Consider the following 19,225-nt stretch of genomic DNA (forward strand, 5'->3'; position numbering starts at 1 on the left):
CAAGCGTACGGCACCTCGCCTAGGCTCGGCGTCCCCTCACTCCGGTGTCCATCAGGGGGCATCGCCTACGGTCTGCTTCGCGACGACCTCCTCTCGATGTGTCCGGCTGCGCCGTACGGCGCTGCGCGCCCACCCCCTGATGAACACCTGCGTTCGGCCTCCCGATAGGGGCGGGTGGATCAAGATCAACAGCAAAGCACGGCGGCCTACCGGCCGGCCTGAGTGGTTGGGGTGTGTGCGGCTTCAGATGCTGATCGTTCCCACGCGCAGCAAAGGAATGCATCCTGTGACGCTCTGCGTCACGCTTTGAAACAACGGGAAACGATCATCAAATCCTTGCAAATCCTGCAGGCATAAAAAAAGCGCGACCTCCGGGAGGGCGCGCTTTTTTTGTACGGCGGTGGATCAGCTGCCGAGAGCCTTCGATGCCAGCCAGAACAGGCCGGCCGACAGGGCCACCGTTGCCGGCAGGGTCAGGACCCAGGCCAGCAGGATAGTTTTCACGGTGCCGCCTTGCAGGCCGCTTTTGTTGGCGATCATGGTCCCGGCCACACCCGAAGACAGCACGTGGGTGGTCGATACCGGCAGGCTGAAGATGTTCGCCAGGCCGATCATGCCCGCCGTGGTGATTTGTGCCGACATGCCTTGAGCGTATGTCATGCCTTGCTTGCCGATTTTCTCGCCGATGGTCAGTACCACGCGTTTCCAGCCAACCATGGTGCCCAGGCCGAGTGCCAGGGCGACCGCCAGAATCACCCAGAACGGGGCATATTCGGTGGTGGTGGTCAGGTCTTTGCGCAGTTTGTCCAGGTCAGCCTTTTCGCGAGCATCGAGGCCAGGCAACTTGCCGACCTTTTTCGCCGTGTCGTCCAGGCAGAGCAGGTAACGACGCACTTCAATGCGGCTTTCTTGCGACAGCGAGTGGTAGTCCGCTACACCCTTGAGGGTGCCGAGCAGGGCGGTGATGGTCGGCTCGGTCTGTTGCGGGTTGCAGCGGAATTTCTCCGGCAAATCGCCATCCAGGCTTTTGCCCAAGGCCAGGAACTCGCCCAGGGTATCGGCATTGCGCTTATAGAACTGGCTCAGGTGCAGGGTCGCATCGCGAGTCCGTTCGATCTGGTAGGTGGTGCTGCTCAGGTCGAGTACGAACTGGGCCGGCACGATACCGATCAATACCAGCATGATCAGGCCGATGCCTTTCTGGCCATCGTTGGAGCCGTGAACAAAGCTGACAGCCATTGCCGAGATCACCAGAACCAGGCGGTTCCAGAACGGCGGGTGTTTCTTGTCGTCAAGCTTGCGGCGCTGCTCCGGTGTCTTGTGCATCTTGGACAGCGGACGCCACCATTTCAGGCCAATCAGCACCAGCGCGGCTACCAGGAAGCCGGCTAATGGCGAGAACACCAGCGAGGCGCCGATATCGATCGCTTTCTGCCAGTTGACACCGTCAGCCAATGGGATGTCGTTGATCAGGGCGTTCGCCAGACCCACACCGAGGATCGAACCGATCAGGGTATGAGAGCTGGAGGCCGGGATACCGAAGTACCAGGTCCCCAGGTTCCAGGTGATGGCCGCAGCGAGCAACGAGAACACCATCGCCAGCCCGTGGCCGGTATTCACATTGATCAGCAACTCCACCGGCAACAGGTGGACGATGGCATACGCCACGCCAACGCCGCCCAGCAACACGCCGAGGAAATTGAACACACCGGAAAAGAACACGGCCAGATGAGGCGGCATGGCTTTGGTGTAGATAACAGTGGCTACCGCGTTAGCGGTGTCATGAAAGCCGTTGATGAACTCGAAGGCGAGGACAAAGGCCAGGGCGAGCAAGAGGCTCACAAGCACCCAAGCATCCAGTCCGCTGAATAAATCGATCATGAAGGTTTTCTGACCCGGTCATAAGGGGGCGCGATTATGCCAGAAAACCCCGCAAATCAATGCACTTGCTGCTCATCGGTTACATTCTTCAACGATTTAGTGTGTAACAAGGCCCTAAGTCCCAGCGTTGCCGTAGGTTTTTCAAGCCTTTGATTTCATTGGGTGTTGTGGCGCACGCCGGCATTTCAGCGACTTCGATGGGAGGCTGAACGGGGTGTGTGAAATATCTGTAAGGAGGGCCAGCCAAGCGCCAATAACCTCATCCGGTAGGAGTGAGGTGGCAATCGCCGGCTTTTAGCAGGCGCGATATGGGACGCCAATTCATTCAGCGTGTAGCTGAAGGCGACGCAGGCCCTGAAAACTCAAACCTTCGCAATTATGGCTCTTCGGCTTTGAGTTCCTTTTCCATCTTCTGCAGTTCCTGGGTAAAGGCCTGATCGAGGATGCTGGCGCGTTTACGCCAAGGTTTGCGTTCCGGGTCGGGCTGAGCGGCGTAGGTGGTGACTTCCCCGCCGTAAACTTCCTTGTAACGTTGTTCCTGGCGCTCAAGTTCCGCGCGCAGTTCTTCTTTCGTCACAGTGTTACCTAATTGAGTTGAGATAAATTCTGGTGATACGCACTGCATTCGTTGTGTCGGTCACACGCCTCTCGAACAGAGTGTCCGGGAAGACACCCATTGCGACAGCGTTGTGCTTGACAGCTTCCTTCGTGCAGGCGGCCACGGCACCAGAGCAGAACCACTGACGTAGCATCAGTTCTTTGTTTTTTGCAAACGCATGGGTCGGGCATTCGAAATGAGCGTCAGGCGTTTGCCAGCAGGAAGCGGGGTTGAAACCTCGCGCTGCCTGAGTGATTGGATCCCGTGGTTACCAAGAAACACGGTCATCACTGAGTCGCATTATAGCGGCCGATCGGCAGAACACTATCTCGAATAACTTAAAAGTGCTTCGTTCTGTGAATTTGTTTTGTTACCCGCAAGTCGTCTGTGCAGTGCACTTTTGGGTAACGTCTTTAACAAGCTCATTTCCTGGCGCCATTAAGTCATACAAGTTGAGTGGATTAGAACCTGGTTGTTATTCAGTGTCAGCTAAAGTGTCAAAATCTGTAATGAACGGTTCCCGGTCTTATCGGAAAATGTACTGCAGTCCTCATGCCATTTGGTCGTGCACCAGTTGATTTCGATTATCGATTAATGGTTCGATAATCGCCCAGCCTTGGCTGCCGATGCTTGTGCGCAAGCTCCGGAGCAGCTTGTAATAGCTATCGAATTCTGGGGAATGACCTGACATGAACGATCAATTGCGCAATTCCTTTGCTTCAGTGGCGCCGCCGATCGTCGCTTCACCGGCCAAGCGGATTCAGGCATTCACTGGCGATCCGGACTTCATGACCTCCCTGGCCCGTGGCCTGGCAGTGGTCCAGGCCTTTCAGGAGCGCAAGCGGCATCTGACCATCGCGCAAATCAGCCACCGTACGGAAATTCCCCGCGCCGCCGTACGCCGTTGCCTGCATACATTGATCAAGCTCGGCTACGCGACCACTGACGGTCGAACCTATTCGCTGCTACCCAAAGTCCTGACCCTCGGCCATGCCTATCTGTCCTCGACGCCGCTGGCGGTATCGGCCCAGCCTTATCTGGACCGCATGAGCGAACAACTGCACGAGGCTTGCAACATGGCCACGCTGGAAGGTGATGACATCTTGTACATCGCCCGTTCGGCTACGACCCAACGTTTGATCTCGGTCGATCTGTCGGTGGGCGGGCGTTTACCGGCTTATTGCACCTCCATGGGTCGGATTCTTCTGGCTGCGCTGGACGATGCATCGCTGCACGATTACCTCGAACATGCCGAATTGCAGGCCAAGACCAGCCGCACCCTGCATACGCGCGAGTCGTTGCTCGAATGTCTCCAGGAAGTTCGGCAGCAAGGCTGGTGCATTGTCGACCAGGAACTCGAGCAAGGCCTGCGCTCGATTGCCGTTCCGGTGTACGACGCATCCGGTCAGGTGCTGGCTGCGCTGAATGTCAGCACACATGCCGGGCGGGTCAGCCGCAACGAACTGGAGCAACGCTTTTTGCCCGGGTTGTTGAGTGCCAGCCGTGAGTTGAGTGCCCAGCTGTTTGCGTAAGCTGTTCGGTAAACGCACAGAGTCGCGTTTGGCGAATTGACGCTGTTTCCCTTGCCTCATTAATGTCGCGGCAGCGTCATCCGCTGCTGTTGGCCACCGTGCCAAGCACCGGAAGACGACCGAATAATAATGAAGAGGCGATTGCCCGCGCGTATTCGCCTGCGCTTCTTGCCTGGAATAAAAATAATGAACCAGCCTCAATCCGCTGTCGGGAACTGCCTCGATGTGCAGTCCTTTATCAATGCCCAACCGCTGTCGCGCTATCAATGGCGGGTGGTGATCCTGTGTTTCCTGATTGTGTTTCTCGATGGCCTGGACACAGCGGCCATGGGTTTTATCGCACCGGCGCTGTCTCAGGATTGGGGGATCGACCGCGCCAGCCTCGGCCCGGTGATGAGTGCGGCGCTGATCGGCATGGTCTTTGGCGCACTGGGTTCAGGACCATTGGCTGACCGTTTTGGACGGAAAATCGTACTGGTCGGCGCGGTGCTGTTATTCGGCGCCTTCAGTCTGGCCTCGGCTTACAGCACGAATGTTGAGCAGTTGCTGGTGCTGCGTTTCCTGACCGGGCTTGGCCTGGGCGCCGGCATGCCGAACGCCACCACGCTGCTGTCGGAGTACACCCCGGAGCGCAAAAAATCCCTGCTGGTGACCAGCATGTTCTGCGGCTTCAACCTGGGCATGGCCGGTGGCGGTTTCATCTCCGCCAAGCTGATCCCGGCGTTTGGCTGGCACAGCCTGTTGCTGATCGGCGGGATTCTGCCGTTGATTCTCGGCGTGGTGCTGTTGCTGTGGCTGCCGGAGTCGGCGCGTTACCTGGTGGTGCGCAATCGCGGCACTGACAAGGTGCGCAAGGCACTCGCGCCGATTGATCCGGCGACTATCGCCCAGGCGTCGAGTTTCAGCGTGCCCGAACAAAAAACCGTGAAGGCCCGCAATGTGTTCGCGGTGATTTTCTCCGGCACTTACAGCACTGGTACGTTATTGCTGTGGCTGACCTATTTCATGGGATTGGTCATCGTCTACCTGTTGACCAGTTGGCTGCCGACCCTGATGCGTGACAGCGGCGCGAGCATGGAGCAGGCGGCCTTCATTGGTGCGTTGTTCCAGTTTGGCGGCGTGCTGAGTGCCGTGGCGGTGGGGTGGGCGATGGACCGGTTCAATCCGCACAAGGTGATCGGCACTTTCTACTTGTTGGCCGGGGTGTTTGCCTACGCTGTAGGGCAAAGCCTGGGCAACATCACGCTGCTGGCAACGTTGGTGCTGGTCGCGGGGATGTGTGTCAACGGTGCGCAATCGGCGATGCCGTCGCTGGCGGCGCGCTTCTATCCGACTCAAGGTCGGGCCACGGGCGTGTCGTGGATGCTCGGGATCGGTCGTTTCGGGGCGATTCTTGGTGCCTGGATGGGGGCGACATTGTTGGGCCTGGGCTGGAATTTCGAACAGGTGCTGACAGCCTTGGTGATTCCGGCGGCGTTGGCCACCACGGCGGTGGTGATCAAAGGCATGGTTAGCCATGCGGATGCGACCTGAGGGCAGGACTCAGATTTTTTAGCGAGTTTGATGGCCTCTTCGCGAGCAAACCCGCTCCCACAGGGATCACCCATCACCTGTGGGAGCGAGCCTGCTCGCGAAGCTTTTGATTCGATCAGTAGGAAGACAACAATCTGTTCGATAAACGAACACTTAGTCGATTATCGGATTGTTTGGGTTTTTTCGGCGGCTTAATCTTCAGTCATTCCGGCGCTGCTCATCGCGCCTTGTCCTCCACATCGGTTTACTGAGAATCGGGAGTCCAACCCCATGGCTGAAATCCTTTCGCTGCACGACGCGGTGAAGCAATTCGTCAACGACAGCGATACCGTCGCGCTTGAAGGCTTCACGCACTTGATTCCGACCGCAGCGGGTCATGAAATCATTCGTCAGGGCAAGAAAGACCTGACGCTGGTGCGCATGACTCCTGACCTGGTCTACGACCAACTGATCGGTGCCGGTTGCGCTCGCAAGCTGATTTTCTCCTGGGGCGGAAACCCGGGTGTGGGTTCGCTGCACCGTCTGCGCGATGCCGTCGAGAAGCAGTGGCCGCATGCGCTGGAAATCGAAGAACACAGCCACGCCGACCTGGCCAATGCCTACGTTGCGGGCGCCTCCGGCCTGCCGTTCGCAGTGCTGCGCGCCTACGCCGGCTCCGACTTGCCGAAGGTCAACCCGCTGATCAAAAGCGTGACCTGCCCGTTCACCGGTGAAGTGCTGGCGGCAGTGCCTTCGGTGCGCCCGGACGTCACGGTGATCCATGCGCAGAAGGCCGATCGCAAGGGTAACGTCTTGCTCTGGGGGATTCTTGGGGTGCAGAAGGAAGCCGCATTGGCTGCCAAGCGCTGCATCGTCACCGTTGAAGAAATCGTCGACGACCTGAAAGCGCCGATGAACGCCTGTGTCTTGCCGACCTGGGCCTTGAGCGCGGTTTGCCATGTGCCCGGTGGAGCGCATCCGTCCTACGCCCACGGTTATACCGAGCGCGACAACCGCTTCTATCAGGCCTGGGACCCGATTGCCCGCGACCGTGAAACCTTCACCGCGTGGATCAACGAATACATCCACGGCAGTGCTGACTTCAGTGAATTCCAGGCCAAGCTGGCCGCTGCAATGGAGGCTCAATAATGGCTTACTCCACCAATGAAATGATGACCGTCGCCGCCGCTCGCCGCCTGAAGAATGGCTCGGTGTGCTTCGTCGGCATCGGCCTGCCGTCGAAAGCGGCCAACCTGGCGCGTCTGACTTCCTCTCCAGATGTAGTCCTGATCTATGAATCGGGTCCGATCGGTGCCAAGCCGACGGTATTGCCGCTGTCGATCGGTGACGGTGAGCTGGCGGAAACCGCCGACACCGTCGTCCCGACCGGTGAGATTTTTCGCTACTGGTTGCAAGGCGGGCGCATTGACGTCGGCTTTCTCGGTGCCGCTCAGGTCGACCGCTTTGGCAACATCAACACCACCGTGGTCGGCGATTACCATCAGCCGAAAGTCCGCCTGCCGGGTGCCGGCGGTGCGCCGGAGATTGCCGGCTCGGCGAAAAGCGTGTTGATCATCCTTAAACAGTCGGCTCGCTCGTTTGTCGACAAACTCGACTTTATTACCTCGGTCGGCCACGGCGAAGGCGGCGACTCGCGCAAGCGTCTCGGCCTGCCGGGCGCCGGTCCCGTGGGGATCATTACTGACCTGTGCATCATGGAACCGGAAGCCGGCAGCAATGAATTCGTGGTCACCGCGCTGCACCCGGGCGTGACCCGCGAGCAAGTGATCGCCGCCACCGGTTGGGCTGTCCGCTTTGCCGATCAGCTGGAGCAGACCGCCGAACCGACCGACATCGAATTGGCTGCGCTGCGCGATCTTGAAGCGCGTACTGCTGCCGCCCATGGCCAAGCACCGGGAGAAGCCTGATGCGCGAGGTTTATATCTGCGATGCGATTCGCACACCGATCGGCCGTTTTGGCGGTGGTTTGTCGACGGTTCGCGCTGACGATCTGGCTGCCGTACCGATCAAGGCGCTGATGGAGCGCAACCCGAGTGTCGATTGGAGCGCTGTGGACGAAGTGTTCCTCGGTTGCGCCAACCAGGCCGGCGAAGACAACCGCAACGTGGCGCGCATGGCATTGCTGCTGGCCGGGTTGCCGGACAGCATTCCCGGCGTGACCCTCAATCGCCTGTGCGCCTCGGGCATGGACGCCATCGGCACTGCGTTCCGGGCAATTGCCAGCGGTGAGATGGAGCTGGCGATTGCCGGCGGCGTCGAGTCGATGTCCCGCGCACCGTTCGTGATGGGCAAGGCCGATGCGGCGTTCTCGCGCAACATGAAACTGGAAGACACCACCATCGGCTGGCGCTTCATCAACCCGTTGATGAAGGCCCAGTATGGCGTCGATGCGATGCCGCAAACCGCTGACAACGTGGCCGATGATTACGCGGTTTCCCGTGCTGATCAGGATGCTTTCGCAATGCGCAGTCAGCAACGAACGGCGGCCGCGCAAGCTGCCGGCTATTTCGCCGAAGAAATCGTTCCGGTGCGCATTGCCCACAAGAAGGGCGAAAGCGTGGTCGAGCAGGACGAGCATCCGCGCGCTGACACCACCCTGGAAACCCTGAGCAAACTCAAACCGGTCAATGGCCCGGACAAAACCGTCACCGCTGGCAACGCCTCGGGCGTGAATGACGGTGCCGCGGCGCTGATTCTCGCGTCTGCCGAAGCGGTGAAAAAACACGGTCTGACCGCCCGTGCTCGGGTATTGGGCATGGCCAGCGCCGGCGTCGCGCCACGGGTGATGGGCATCGGTCCGGTGCCGGCGGTGCGTAAGTTGACCGAGCGCCTGGGCGTGGCGGTCAGCGATTTCGATGTGATCGAACTCAATGAAGCTTTTGCCAGTCAGGGCCTGGCGGTGTTGCGTGAACTCGGTCTGGCCGACGACGCAACGCAGGTCAACCCGAACGGTGGTGCCATCGCTTTGGGGCATCCGCTGGGCATGAGCGGTGCGCGGCTGGTACTGACGGCGCTGCATCAGTTGGAAAAAACCGGCGGCAAGAAAGCGCTGGCGACCATGTGCGTTGGCGTTGGCCAAGGCCTGGCACTGGCCATCGAACGGGTCTGATGCGCCGCCGCGCTATCGAACAAGAAAAGAGGATGTTTCATGACTGACAAGCCTGGTTACCGTCGCCCGCAAGCGGGCACCCAGCCGGAATATTTGCACCCGGCCTATCAATCGACCAACCGCCGTTCTCCGTCGAAGCCGTTGGTGTTTTTGCCTCACTCATTGTCGGAAATTACCGGTCCGACTATCGGCGCCGAGTCTCTGCAAGAACGGGACAATGACCTGACCGCCCAGCATCAGGGCGCGCCATTGGGTGAGCGGATCATCATTCACGGCCGCGTGCTGGATGAGAATGGCTTGCCGGTGCCGGGGATTTTGCTGGAGATCTGGCAGGCCAACGCCGCTGGCCGCTACAACCATGACCGCGACCTGCATGACGCGCCGCTGGACCCGAACTTCACCGGTACTGGCCGCACCGTGACCGACGCCGATGGCTGGTACCAGTTCCAGACCATCAAGCCTGGCGCTTACCCGTGGGGCAACCACCACAACGCCTGGCGCCCGGCGCATATCCATTTCTCGCTGTTTGGGCCGAGCATTCTGACGCGACTGGTGACGCAGATGTACTTCCCCGGTGATCCGTTGCTGGCCTACGACCCGATCTACAACTGCGTACCCGACACCAGCGCCAAAGAGCGCTTGATCGCCAGTTTCGACCTGGAAAAAACCATCCCGTCCTACGCCCTCGGTTATCGCTGGGATATCGTTTTGCGCGGCCGCGATGCCACGCCGATGGAGAAATAAGATGACGCTGAACGCGACGACGTCCCACACGGTCGGGCCGTATTACCACATCGGCCTGACCTGGTTGAACCGTGAAAACCTGACCGTTGAACAAACCCTCGGCGAGCGTGTGACGATCACCGGGCAAGTGGTCGATGGCAACGGCGATTTCGTCAACGACGCGATGCTGGAAGTCTGGCAGGCCAATGCCGCCGGCAAGTATGACCATCCAGAAGACGAGCAAGACAAACCGCTGGACCCGAATTTCGAAGGGTTTGGCCGAGTGCCGGTGGACGCAGAAGGGCGATTCCGTTTCACCACCATCAAACCGGGGACTGTGCCGGGGCTCAAGGGCAGCACACAGGCGCCGCACCTGGTGGTACTGGTGTTTGCCCGAGGCCTGGTCAAGCACTTGCTGACGCGAATCTATTTTGACGGCGAACCGGCCAACGCCGGCGACCCGCTGCTGGCCTGCGTACCTGAAGAGCGCCGCACGACCTTGATGGCGAAAGCCAACGGGACGGGCACGTTGCAGTGGAACGTGATCCTGCAGGGCACCGATGCCGAGACGGTGTTTTTCGATTACTGAGTTACCGCACTTCTGTGGCGAGGGAGCAAGTCCTAATACCGGTAAGTTAAGCCCTTACACGATTCGTAGCAGCTGGCGAAGCCTGCGTTCGGCTGCGAAGCAGTCGTAAAATCAGACACCACGTTTTTTCAGGTTAACCGTGGAGGCAGGATTTACGGCCGCTGCGCAGCCGAACGCAGGCTTCGCCAGCTGCTACGAGGAATATGCCGAACCTGAAATCCTTTTACTTACCGGTATTAGGGCTGCCCCCTCGCCACAGGGATGTGCACCTGTGGAGCGGGGCTGTTGCAAAGTATGTCTAGACTCTCACTGTCCCCATCGAGTGAAAAACCATGACAACAATAACCAGTCTCTACACCGCTGAAGAGCGTGGCAAAAGGATCTTTGCAATTGTCGGGGCTTCTTCCGGCAACCTGGTCGAGTGGTTCGACTTCTATGTTTACGCCTTCTGCGCGATCTATTTTGCCCCGGCGTTTTTCCCCTCCGACAACCCCACGGTGCAATTGGTTAACACCGCCGGGGTGTTCGCCGCAGGGTTTTTGATGCGTCCCATCGGCGGCTGGCTGTTTGGCCGGGTGGCCGACAAGCACGGGCGCAAGAACTCCATGATGATTTCGGTGCTGATGATGTGCGCCGGCTCATTGCTGATCGCTTGCCTGCCGACCTACAAGGACATCGGCGTCTGGGCACCGCTCCTGCTGCTGGTGGCGCGCCTGGTTCAAGGCGTGTCGGTGGGCGGTGAATACGGCACCACCGCGACCTACATGAGTGAAGTTGCACTCAAGGGCCAGCGCGGTTTCTTCGCCTCGTTCCAGTACGTGACCTTGATCGGCGGCCAATTGTTGGCCGTGTCCTTGGTGGTGATCCTGCAACAGTTCCTGACCGAGGACGACCTGCGTGCCTGGGGCTGGCGGATTCCGTTCGTGGTCGGTGCGGCAGCGGCATTGATTTCGCTGTTCCTGCGTCGTTCGCTGAAAGAAACCACCAGCAAGGAAATGCGTGCAGACAAAGATGCCGGCAGCATGGCCGCGTTGTTCAAGCACAACACCGCAGCCTTTATTACCGTGCTCGGCTTCACCGCCGGCGGTTCGCTGATTTTCTACACCTTCACCACCTATATGCAGAAGTACCTGGTGAACACCGCCGGGATGCCTGCCAAGACCGCCAGTTACATCATGACCGGCGCACTCTTCCTTTATATGTGCATGCAGCCGTTGTTCGGCACGCTTGCCGACAAGATCGGCCGGCGTAACTCGATGCTTTGGTTCGGTGCCCTGGGGACACTGTTCACCGTGCCGATCCTGCTGACCTTGAAGTCGGTGACCAATCCGTTCCTGGCGTTTGGGCTGATCACCGTGGCATTGGCCATCGTCAGTTTCTACACCTCGATCAGCGGTCTGGTAAAAGCCGAAATGTTCCCGCCGCAAGTCCGTGCGCTGGGGGTGGGCCTGGCTTACGCGGTGGCCAACGCAATCTTTGGCGGTTCGGCCGAGTACGTGGCCTTGAGCCTGAAATCGGTGGGTATCGAAAACTCCTTCTACTGGTACGTGACCGCGATGATGGCGGTCGCCTTCCTGTTCAGCCTGCGTTTGCCGAGAGAGGCAGCGTACCTGGAACACGATCTTTGACTTGTCGGCGCGCGCCTCAAGCGGGCGCGCGCCGCGTAAGGAATTCCCTATGCAACGACCGGGCAATCAATTGTTCGATGCCTATTTCACGGCTCGAAATATGCGCGAGGTGTTCAGCGATCAGGGCCGGGTTCAGGCCATGCTCGATTTTGAAGCTGCATTGGCTCGGGCCGAGGCGCGGGTCGGGCTGATTCCGGCATCTGCCGTTGCCCCGATCGCGGCGGCTTGCCGGGCCGAGCACTACGACTTTGCGGCCCTTGGCGAGGCGATTGCGATTGCCGGTAACTCGGCGATTCCGTTGGTCAAGGCGTTGGGCAAGCAGATCGCCGCACATGATCAGGACGCCGAACGTTACGTGCATCTGGGCGCAACCAGTCAGGATGTGATGGACACCGGGCTGGTGCTGCAACTGCGCCAGGCACTGCACTTGATCGACAGCGATCTGGCGCGACTCGGCGAAGCGTTGGCGATCCAGGCCCGACGGCATGTGGTCACGCCACTGGCCGGACGTACTTGGCTGCAACATGCGACGCCGGTCACGCTGGGGATGAAAATCGCCGGTTGGTTGGGGGCGGTGACGCGCAGTCGGCAACGTCTGCACGCACTCAAGCCGCGCCTGCTGGTGCTGCAATTTGGTGGTGCCAGCGGAACACTCGCAGCCCTCGGCGAGCAGGCCATGCCGATTGCCGAAGCGCTGGCGCAGGAGCTGCAACTCACATTGCCGGAACAACCCTGGCACACCCAGCGCGACCGGCTGGTGGAGTTCGGCGCGGCGCTGGGCCTGATTGCCGGCAGCCTCGGCAAACTCGGCCGTGACATCAGCCTGCTGATGCAGACCGAAGCGGTGGAAGTCTTCGAACCTTCGGCACCGGGCAAGGGCGGCTCCTCGACCATGCCGCACAAACGCAACCCGGTGGGCGCGGCGGTACTGATCGGTGCTGCTACGCGCATTCCCGGGTTGCTGTCGACACTGTTCAGCGCCATGCCGCAAGAGCACGAACGCAGCCTGGGGTTGTGGCATGCCGAGTGGGAAACCCTGCCGGAAATCTGCTGCGTGGTGTCCGGTGCCTTGCAGCAAGCGCTGTTGATAACAGAAGGGCTGGAAGTCGACGCCGAGCGCATGGCGCAGAACCTCGATTTGACCCAAGGTCTGGTGCTGGCCGAAGCGGTCAGCATCGTTCTCGCTCAACGGATCGGTCGCGATAAAGCCCACCATCTGCTGGAGCTGTGCTGCAAACGCGCAGTGGCCGAGCAGCGACATTTACGTGCGGTGCTCGGTGATGAGCCGCACGTGACTGCAGAGCTTTCGAGTGCTGAACTCGATCAATTGATGAACCCTGCGCACTACCTCGGTCAGGCTCAGACCTGGGTTGAGCGTGCGTTGGCCGAACATGTTGCCCTGACTGTCTGAAGGAGAATTTCTGTGGGATTCGTACAACTCGCCGACGGCGAACTGAACTACCAACTCGACGGTCCGGAACACGCTCCGGTGCTGGTGCTGTCGAACTCGCTGGGCACCGACCTGCACATGTGGGACGTACAGATTCCGGCGTTCACCAAGCACTTTCGCGTCCTGCGTTTCGACACTCGCGGTCACGGCCATTCGCTGGTGACGCCGGGGCCGTACAGCATCGAGCAATTGGGCCGTGACGTACTGGCGATGCTGGATGCCTTGCACATCGAGCGCGCCCATTTTTGCGGTTTGTCCATGGGCGGGCTGATCGGTCAGTGGCTGGGGATCAACGCCGGCGAGCGTCTGCACAAACTGGTGGTGTGCAATACCGCGGCAAAGATCGGTGATCCTTCTGTGTGGAACCCGCGCATCGAAACCGTACTGCGCGACGGTCCGGCGGCGATGGTCGCATTGCGCGATGCATCGATTGCCCGTTGGTTTACCCCGGACTTTGCCCAAGCCAATCCAGCGGTGGCGAAGCAGATCACCGACATGCTCGCCGCCACTTCACCGCAAGGTTATGCAGCCAATTGCGCGGCGGTACGCGATGCCGATTTCCGCGAGCAACTGGTTTCGATCACGGTGCCGACCCTGGTCATCGCTGGCACCGAAGACGCGGTCACGCCACCTTCCGGCGGGCACTTTATTCAAGAGCGGGTGAGAGGCGCCGAGTACGCCGAGTTCTACGCCGCCCATTTGTCCAACGTTCAGGCCGGTAGCGCGTTCAGTGACCGGGTGCTGAGTTTTTTGTTGGCTGAACAGTCTATCTGAGGAGCGATTTGTGGACGAGAAACAACGTTACGCCGACGGCATGCAAGTGCGTCGCGCGGTGCTCGGCGATGCCCATGTCGATCGCAGCCTGGCGACCCTGACCGAGTTCAATGCAGAGTTTCAGGACATGATCACTCGCCACGCCTGGGGTGACATCTGGACCCGCCCTGGCTTGCCACGCCATACCCGCAGCCTGATCACCATTGCCATGCTGATCGGTATGAATCGCAACGAAGAGCTGAAAATGCACCTGCGTTGCGCGGCGAACAATGGCGTCAGCCGTGCCGAAATCAAGGAAGTGCTGATGCAGAGCGCGATCTACTGCGGCATCCCGGCGGCCAATGCAACCTTCCATCTGGCCGAGTCGGTGTGGGATGAGTTGGGTGTCGAATCGCGCGAGTAGTCGCGACCTCAGGCCCTGACATGGCTGTCAGGGCCGCACTGCCTCAATGAGAGTTGCTGTCCCAGAACCAACTCCACACACCAGGCAAATGCACCGGTTGGTTGGCATCGCGCACGGTGCGGGCCATGGCGGCCCGTTGCACGGCTGCCTGGTCGTCGTAAAACGGTTTGGCGGCAGTTGTCACACCGGTCTCGCGGGCGCTGTCGAGCAGAATCTGTAGATACTCCCCCATATGCCAGGACGTGTAGCGATTGAGGTCGTGAAACGTCACCACCACCGGAATAACACCGTCGACCGTCGGCAGTTCGCCGGCCGCAATCCGTTCGCGCACCTCGGACATTTGCCTGAGCATGTTGGAGCGCCGGCGCGGGCTGCCATTGAAGCCCCATATTTTGCCGTCATTGGCGCTCAGGTCGGTCAGCAACACGTGCAAGCCATGTTGTTGATAGGCGGCGAACGTGCGTTTGTCGTAATTCCAGAACGGCGGCCGCAGCAGTACCGGCGTGCTGCCGGTGATCGCAGCAATGTCCGCAGAGCCTTGGGTGAGCGACTGTTCGAGTTCTTCCGGGGAGAGCGAGCGGTGATTGGTATGCCACTGTGTGGCGGTGTGGAAGCCCAGGGTCTGGCCCTCGGCATGTTCACGCTGCATGATTGTTTTGCCCAGTTCGCTGCCACCGGCCCGGGGGGCTTGTGTCTGCACGAAGAACACCGCCTTGATACCCGGCTCAATCGGGTTGTTGGCGAGTACATCGAGAACGGCACTGGTCGGATTGAAAAAACTGGACGCGCTTGGACCATCATCGAAGGTCAGCAGAAAGCGGATCGGCGGGGTCGAGCGCAGAATCTGCTCGGTCTTCGGGGTCAGTTCGATCGGTGGGCCGATACAGCCACTGAGGCCGACTGTAACGGCAAGGACTGATAAGACAGCAGCGATCAGTTTCATGTTTTTGCTTTGGCCTACGACAGATCAGGACGAATGCAGACTGTCGGCGCGCAGTTATTCACCACGCCGCCAACCGTCGCTCCTATGGAAGTCTCCATAGGAGCATAACGGTGCTGAACGGTTCATGTCCTCGCGGTATTTTTATCGCATCAGAGCAGGCTGATCGGATAGCTGACGATCAGGCGGTTTTCGTCGAACTCGTTGTTGCTGTAGTCCCGACGCATGGTCGAGTTACGCCATCTGACGTTGAGGTTTTTCAGGCTGCCGCTTTGCACGGTGTAGCCGATTTCGCTCTCGCGACCCCATTCCTTGCCGTTGGTGACGGTCCCGGTGTGCACGTTGTCGCCGCTGATGTAGCGGTTCATCAGGGTCAGACCTGGAATGCCGAGGGCAGCGAAGTTGTAGTCGTGGCGCAGTTGCCAGGATTTCTCCCGGGCGTTGTCATAGCTTGAGTTGTAACTGTCGTTGGCCAGCGTTCCGCCGCTGGTGCCGTTGACCCGCATCCAGGCATTGTCGCCGGTGAGTTTCTGCAAGCCGACATAGAAGGTGTTGCCGCCATATTTGGCCGAGAACAGCCCGGACCAGGTTTTGTTATCGAGGTCGCCGGCCCGTGCGCTGCCATCTTCCTTGCCATAGAAGAAGCCAAGGTTGGCGCCCAGCGTCCAGTCGCCCAGTGGCTGGGTGTGGACCAGGTTGATGAATTGCTGGCTGTAGATGTCCTTGAGCTGGGCATTCCACACCCCGATTTGCGTGCGCTTGTCGTTAAAGCTGTATTCGGCGCCCTCAAAGTTGAAGCGGTCGGAGGTGACGGCGGGTTTGCCGGTCATCGACATGTCACTCATGCTGCTGTCGTCACGCGGGCTGTTAGCGCGCATCTGACCGCCGTAGAGCGTCAGGCCGTCGATTTCCTTCGAGGTGATCTGACCACCGCGGAATGTTTGCGGCAACGAACGCCCATCGTCCGAACGCAGGATCGGCAGCACCGGCATCCATTCACCGACTTTCAACTCGGTCTTGGAAAGCTTCGCCTTGAACGCCACGCCCAGACGTCCGAAGTTATCGGCGGGGCGACCATCGTGGTCCAGCGGCAACAGCTGCGTCCCACCAGTGCCGCGTCCACCATCGAGTTTCACCGAGTACAGGCCCAATACGTCCATGCCGAAACCGACGGTGCCCTGGGTGAACCCGGATTTGGCATCGAGGATGAAGCTTTGCGTCCATTCTGCCGCCGTGCCCTGCGCATGGGTCGGGTTGGTGAAGTTGCGGTTGAAGTAGAAGTTGCGCAGGTTGAGGTTGGCCTGGGCGCCGTCTAGAAAACCTGACTCTTCGGCTAACGCCGGTAAGGCCGTGCTGACCAGTGTGGCGGTCAATAGAGTCGGCAAGAGCTGTTTTGCACAGGTGGAAGGCTTCATGAAGTCAGGTCTCTCTAATTGTTAGGGATGAAGCAGGACGCAGCCGCAACCAGGGGTTGCAGACAAAAATTCGAATCCGGGGCAACGAACGGGCGAGATCAGCCGGAGCGGGTAGGGTGCGCAGTCATGGTGCCGGACCTGTTGTTATGGGTTCTTGTAGGTGAGGGAATGGTGCGGGGGATCAATGGCGGGATTCAATCGGGCGTACCGGGTTTTGGGCGATAATCGAACGCTAATCAGCGCCTGTCGGATCACCAGCGGTATGAAGCATTGTTAATTAAATCCCATAGTTATTCGGGTCGATAATGGGCGTCCGACGTTGTGTTCTATTAATGACGCATTGCTGTCTAGTGGCTATTAAATAGAAGTGCCTATTGCTTTAGTTGTAAGAGGTTTCCTACAGTTCTTGTTGTCATTAAAGCATTATCCATCATCGCCAGTTAACCTTAAGAAACGGTGTTATCGATTATCGTGAAACGGTTTAAAGGGAGTTGTGGGTATGGCTGGAAAAGAGCAGTGGCCTTGCTATATTCAAAGTCCCCAGGGCGGGCGAAGGAAAGTTTCATGCGTCGTCAGGGGGGCATTTTCCGTCATGCCGGAATAACAAGGAGAAGTACCATGAGCAATAAAGTCAATCAGCAGACCCTGGCCACGGTGGTTGGACGTGCTGTGCTGGATCAGGGGTTTGCCGATGCACTTCACAATGATCCTGCTTCGGCAGCTAAAAATATTGGTGTGCATCTAAGTGCTGATGAAATTGCGGCGGTTAAAGGCATTGATGCTGCAAAACTGTCAGCTGCCTCTGCCGGTATTCGAAGTAATCTGGGGACGCGTGCCATATTTGATACCCAGCAACAGCAAGCGCGCATGGATTAACGACCGGTGATGCCATTTGGCGTGCCCCGAAAGGTGGGTCTTTCACGGTGGTACGCCGAATGGCTTTATAAACTGTCATGAGGCACAGCGGTCGAGCGCGGAGTGAATGACTCATGTCTGTCACCTTGGCTCCAATGGATAACGCGGACTTTGCAACGTTCGCCGAAAGAGCCGTTGCGGAATATGGCAACGGTATGGTCGTCGCGGGGGAGTGGGCCCATGAGGAGGCCGGACAAAGGGCACGCAGTGTCTTCGAGCAGTTGTTGCCGCAAGGGCGATCGACTGAAAAAAACCAACTCTGGGTGATCAAGGATCAAGAACGTCGCATTGGCGAGTTGTGGGTCGCCGAGCGACACACCGGTGCCGGCAAGAGTGCCTTCATTCTGGACATTTACATTGACCCCGGAGAGCGCCGCCAGGGTTATGCAAAACAATCACTGTTGGCCCTCGAGTCATGGGCACGCCAGGCGGGATGCGAAGAAGTGCGACTGCATGTCTTTGGTCGCAACGATGCGGCGCGTCGTCTTTATGAACAATCAGGGTATGGCATCGCCAGTCTGACGATGGCGAAGCCGTTGCCGCCTACCTAAGGGAAGGTTGAAAAATGGAAATCGGGAACAGTGGTCTGCGTGAGCTATCCGATGACGAGTTGTTTCAGGGCACGACATTTCTGCCGGACACGGAGCCTTCGCGATTTGACGTATTGCTGGAACGTGTCAGTCGAAATCGCTACACAAGCTTTGTTGCGCTGTACACCGAACTTTTTCAACTGTTTCCCAATGCTCCGCAGTTGGCGGAGTTTTTCGAGCAGGCATTCAATCTTATCGTGCCGCCGAGCCGCGAGCAGCGCGTGATTATCAATGATCCGGTGTTTCAAGTGTGGAGTGTATTGACGGCTCATTATGCCAACCTGGTCATCACGAAAAAGGCAGCGAATACCGATGAGTTAGAGCACATGTTGGTCGAGTTTCCACTGATGCTGGCGCGGGTGAAAAAGAACGACAGTGTTCACATGAATGATTACTGCCCACCCGTGTATCGTTTTAATGTTGATCCGTTGGTGACGAAAGTGGCACCGCCCAGTTATGAGTTTCCGCAAGATGAAGCGACCCGTAAGCAATTGGAGCGTCATGGTCATTCCGTGAGTTTCTTTTGCGATGTGGTGAATATTGCGTTGTTGCGGATAGAGCACTCGTGGCCCGCCTGTCGTGAACAGTTTAGAAAACTGGTCAAGTCCATCTGTTATTTGCCCGATGGCTCATTTCGAAGCTGCTCGGCTTCGCGCTTCACCGGGATCATCCTCATCTCGAACCGGGATGATTCGATACTCGACCTCGAAGAGTCGCTGGTGCATGAGGCCACTCATCAGTTGCTCTACAACATTGTCGAAGTGTGCCCGGTCGTCAGGGATGAGACCTCGCGGGAGGCACTGTTCACCTTGCCGTGGTCGGGGCAGAAGCGTGACCTCTATGGCTATTTCCATGCATTTTTCGTGTACGTCGCGTTGGTCAAATACCTGGAGCGGGTTCGTTCGCGCTCGTCCCAAGAACTGCAGCGGGCGCAAAAACGCCTGGTGTTCATCCTGCAAGGCTTGATCAAGGCGTTACCCGATTTCGAAGCGTGCGCGGATTTCACCCCTCAAGGCCGCCAACTGCTGGAAAGCCTGATCAAAGAAGTCAGGGCGCTGGAAACTCAACACGCCGCGTTGTTGGCGATATCGGGCGCTGCGGCGGGGGCTAAACGCATGCTGGGCCTGACCGGTTGACGCCAGGGA

General features: G+C 58.8%; 18 protein-coding genes. 14 read left to right on the plus strand and 4 right to left on the minus strand.

What is annotated here, in order from left to right; translation table 11 throughout:
- Positions 1-405 precede the first annotated feature (405 nt).
- Both AC1DIG_RS20210 and AC1DIG_RS20215 read right to left on the minus strand, forming a co-directional pair.
- Positions 406-1,881: an inorganic phosphate transporter gene (locus tag AC1DIG_RS20210; protein ID WP_477768704.1), complete on the minus strand. Its 1,476-nt coding sequence runs from the start codon at positions 1,879-1,881 to the stop codon at positions 406-408.
- Between the two features lie 376 nt (positions 1,882-2,257).
- Positions 2,258-2,458: a hypothetical protein gene (locus AC1DIG_RS20215; RefSeq protein WP_019692194.1), complete on the minus strand. Its 201-nt coding sequence runs from the start codon at positions 2,456-2,458 to the stop codon at positions 2,258-2,260.
- A 710-nt stretch (positions 2,459-3,168) separates the two neighbouring features.
- Here AC1DIG_RS20215 and pcaR point away from each other — a divergent pair.
- The 11 genes from pcaR (at position 3,169) to pcaC (ending at position 14,220) form a co-directional block, all read left to right on the plus strand.
- Positions 3,169-4,011 carry a pca regulon transcriptional regulator PcaR gene (gene pcaR / locus AC1DIG_RS20220; RefSeq protein ID WP_054596029.1) on the plus strand — a complete coding sequence of 281 codons (843 nt, stop codon included), beginning with the start codon at positions 3,169-3,171 and terminating at the stop codon, positions 4,009-4,011.
- Positions 4,012-4,197: 186 nt separating this feature from the next.
- The gene (gene pcaK, locus AC1DIG_RS20225; RefSeq protein WP_145020269.1) at positions 4,198-5,544 is read left to right on the plus strand and encodes a 4-hydroxybenzoate transporter PcaK; all 1,347 of its coding nucleotides are present in this window, start codon (positions 4,198-4,200) and stop codon (positions 5,542-5,544) included.
- A gap of 270 nt (positions 5,545-5,814) precedes the next feature.
- Positions 5,815-6,672: a CoA transferase subunit A gene (locus AC1DIG_RS20230; RefSeq protein WP_477768705.1), complete on the plus strand. Its 858-nt coding sequence runs from the start codon at positions 5,815-5,817 to the stop codon at positions 6,670-6,672.
- Complete coding sequence (locus AC1DIG_RS20235) at positions 6,669-7,451, plus strand: CoA-transferase subunit beta (RefSeq protein WP_477768827.1); 783 nt, start codon at positions 6,669-6,671, stop codon at positions 7,449-7,451. The genes AC1DIG_RS20230 and AC1DIG_RS20235 overlap by 4 nt, the downstream gene beginning before the upstream one ends.
- Positions 7,448-8,653, plus strand: a complete 1,206-nt coding sequence (pcaF, locus tag AC1DIG_RS20240) for a 3-oxoadipyl-CoA thiolase (protein ID WP_477768828.1) — start codon at positions 7,448-7,450, stop codon at positions 8,651-8,653. The genes AC1DIG_RS20235 and pcaF overlap by 4 nt, the downstream gene beginning before the upstream one ends.
- A 39-nt stretch (positions 8,654-8,692) precedes the next feature.
- A complete protein-coding gene (gene pcaH / locus AC1DIG_RS20245; protein WP_145020257.1) occupies positions 8,693-9,397 on the plus strand; it encodes a protocatechuate 3,4-dioxygenase subunit beta in 705 nt (234 codons plus the stop codon).
- Position 9,398: 1 nt separating this feature from the next.
- On the plus strand, positions 9,399-9,965 hold the full coding sequence (gene pcaG / locus AC1DIG_RS20250) for a protocatechuate 3,4-dioxygenase subunit alpha (protein WP_477768706.1): 567 nt from the start codon (positions 9,399-9,401) through the stop codon (positions 9,963-9,965).
- A 332-nt stretch (positions 9,966-10,297) separates the two neighbouring features.
- Positions 10,298-11,593: an MFS family transporter gene (locus tag AC1DIG_RS20255; protein WP_477768707.1), complete on the plus strand. Its 1,296-nt coding sequence runs from the start codon at positions 10,298-10,300 to the stop codon at positions 11,591-11,593.
- 49 nt (positions 11,594-11,642) lie between these two features.
- Positions 11,643-13,004 carry a 3-carboxy-cis,cis-muconate cycloisomerase gene (locus tag AC1DIG_RS20260; protein ID WP_477768708.1) on the plus strand — a complete coding sequence of 454 codons (1,362 nt, stop codon included), beginning with the start codon at positions 11,643-11,645 and terminating at the stop codon, positions 13,002-13,004.
- A gap of 12 nt (positions 13,005-13,016) precedes the next feature.
- A complete protein-coding gene (gene pcaD, locus AC1DIG_RS20265) occupies positions 13,017-13,817 on the plus strand; it encodes a 3-oxoadipate enol-lactonase (RefSeq protein ID WP_477768709.1) in 801 nt (266 codons plus the stop codon).
- A gap of 10 nt (positions 13,818-13,827) precedes the next feature.
- A complete protein-coding gene (pcaC, locus tag AC1DIG_RS20270) occupies positions 13,828-14,220 on the plus strand; it encodes a 4-carboxymuconolactone decarboxylase (protein ID WP_477768710.1) in 393 nt (130 codons plus the stop codon).
- Positions 14,221-14,263: 43 nt separating this feature from the next.
- Here pcaC and AC1DIG_RS20275 read toward each other — a convergent pair whose 3' ends face one another.
- A complete protein-coding gene (locus AC1DIG_RS20275; protein WP_477768711.1) occupies positions 14,264-15,163 on the minus strand; it encodes a polysaccharide deacetylase family protein in 900 nt (299 codons plus the stop codon).
- Positions 15,164-15,312: 149 nt separating this feature from the next.
- Positions 15,313-16,575, minus strand: a complete 1,263-nt coding sequence (locus tag AC1DIG_RS20280) for an OprD family porin (protein WP_477768712.1) — start codon at positions 16,573-16,575, stop codon at positions 15,313-15,315.
- 618 nt (positions 16,576-17,193) lie between these two features.
- On the opposite strand from AC1DIG_RS20280, the gene AC1DIG_RS20285 reads away from it, so the two are divergent.
- The 3 genes from AC1DIG_RS20285 to AC1DIG_RS20295 all read left to right on the plus strand — a co-directional run bounded on the left by AC1DIG_RS20285 (position 17,194) and on the right by AC1DIG_RS20295 (position 19,216).
- Positions 17,194-17,451 (plus strand): Os1348 family RiPP precursor, encoded by a 258-nt coding sequence (locus AC1DIG_RS20285; protein ID WP_477768713.1) that lies wholly within the window; start codon positions 17,194-17,196, stop codon positions 17,449-17,451.
- Between the two features lie 113 nt (positions 17,452-17,564).
- Positions 17,565-18,041, plus strand: coding sequence for a GNAT family N-acetyltransferase (locus tag AC1DIG_RS20290; RefSeq protein ID WP_477768714.1), 477 nt, complete (start codon positions 17,565-17,567; stop codon positions 18,039-18,041).
- A gap of 113 nt (positions 18,042-18,154) precedes the next feature.
- Positions 18,155-19,216 (plus strand): aKG-HExxH-type peptide beta-hydroxylase, encoded by a 1,062-nt coding sequence (locus AC1DIG_RS20295; RefSeq protein ID WP_477768715.1) that lies wholly within the window; start codon positions 18,155-18,157, stop codon positions 19,214-19,216.
- Positions 19,217-19,225: the final 9 nt, after the last annotated feature.

The organism is Pseudomonas sp. 05N431, from assembly GCF_056397005.1.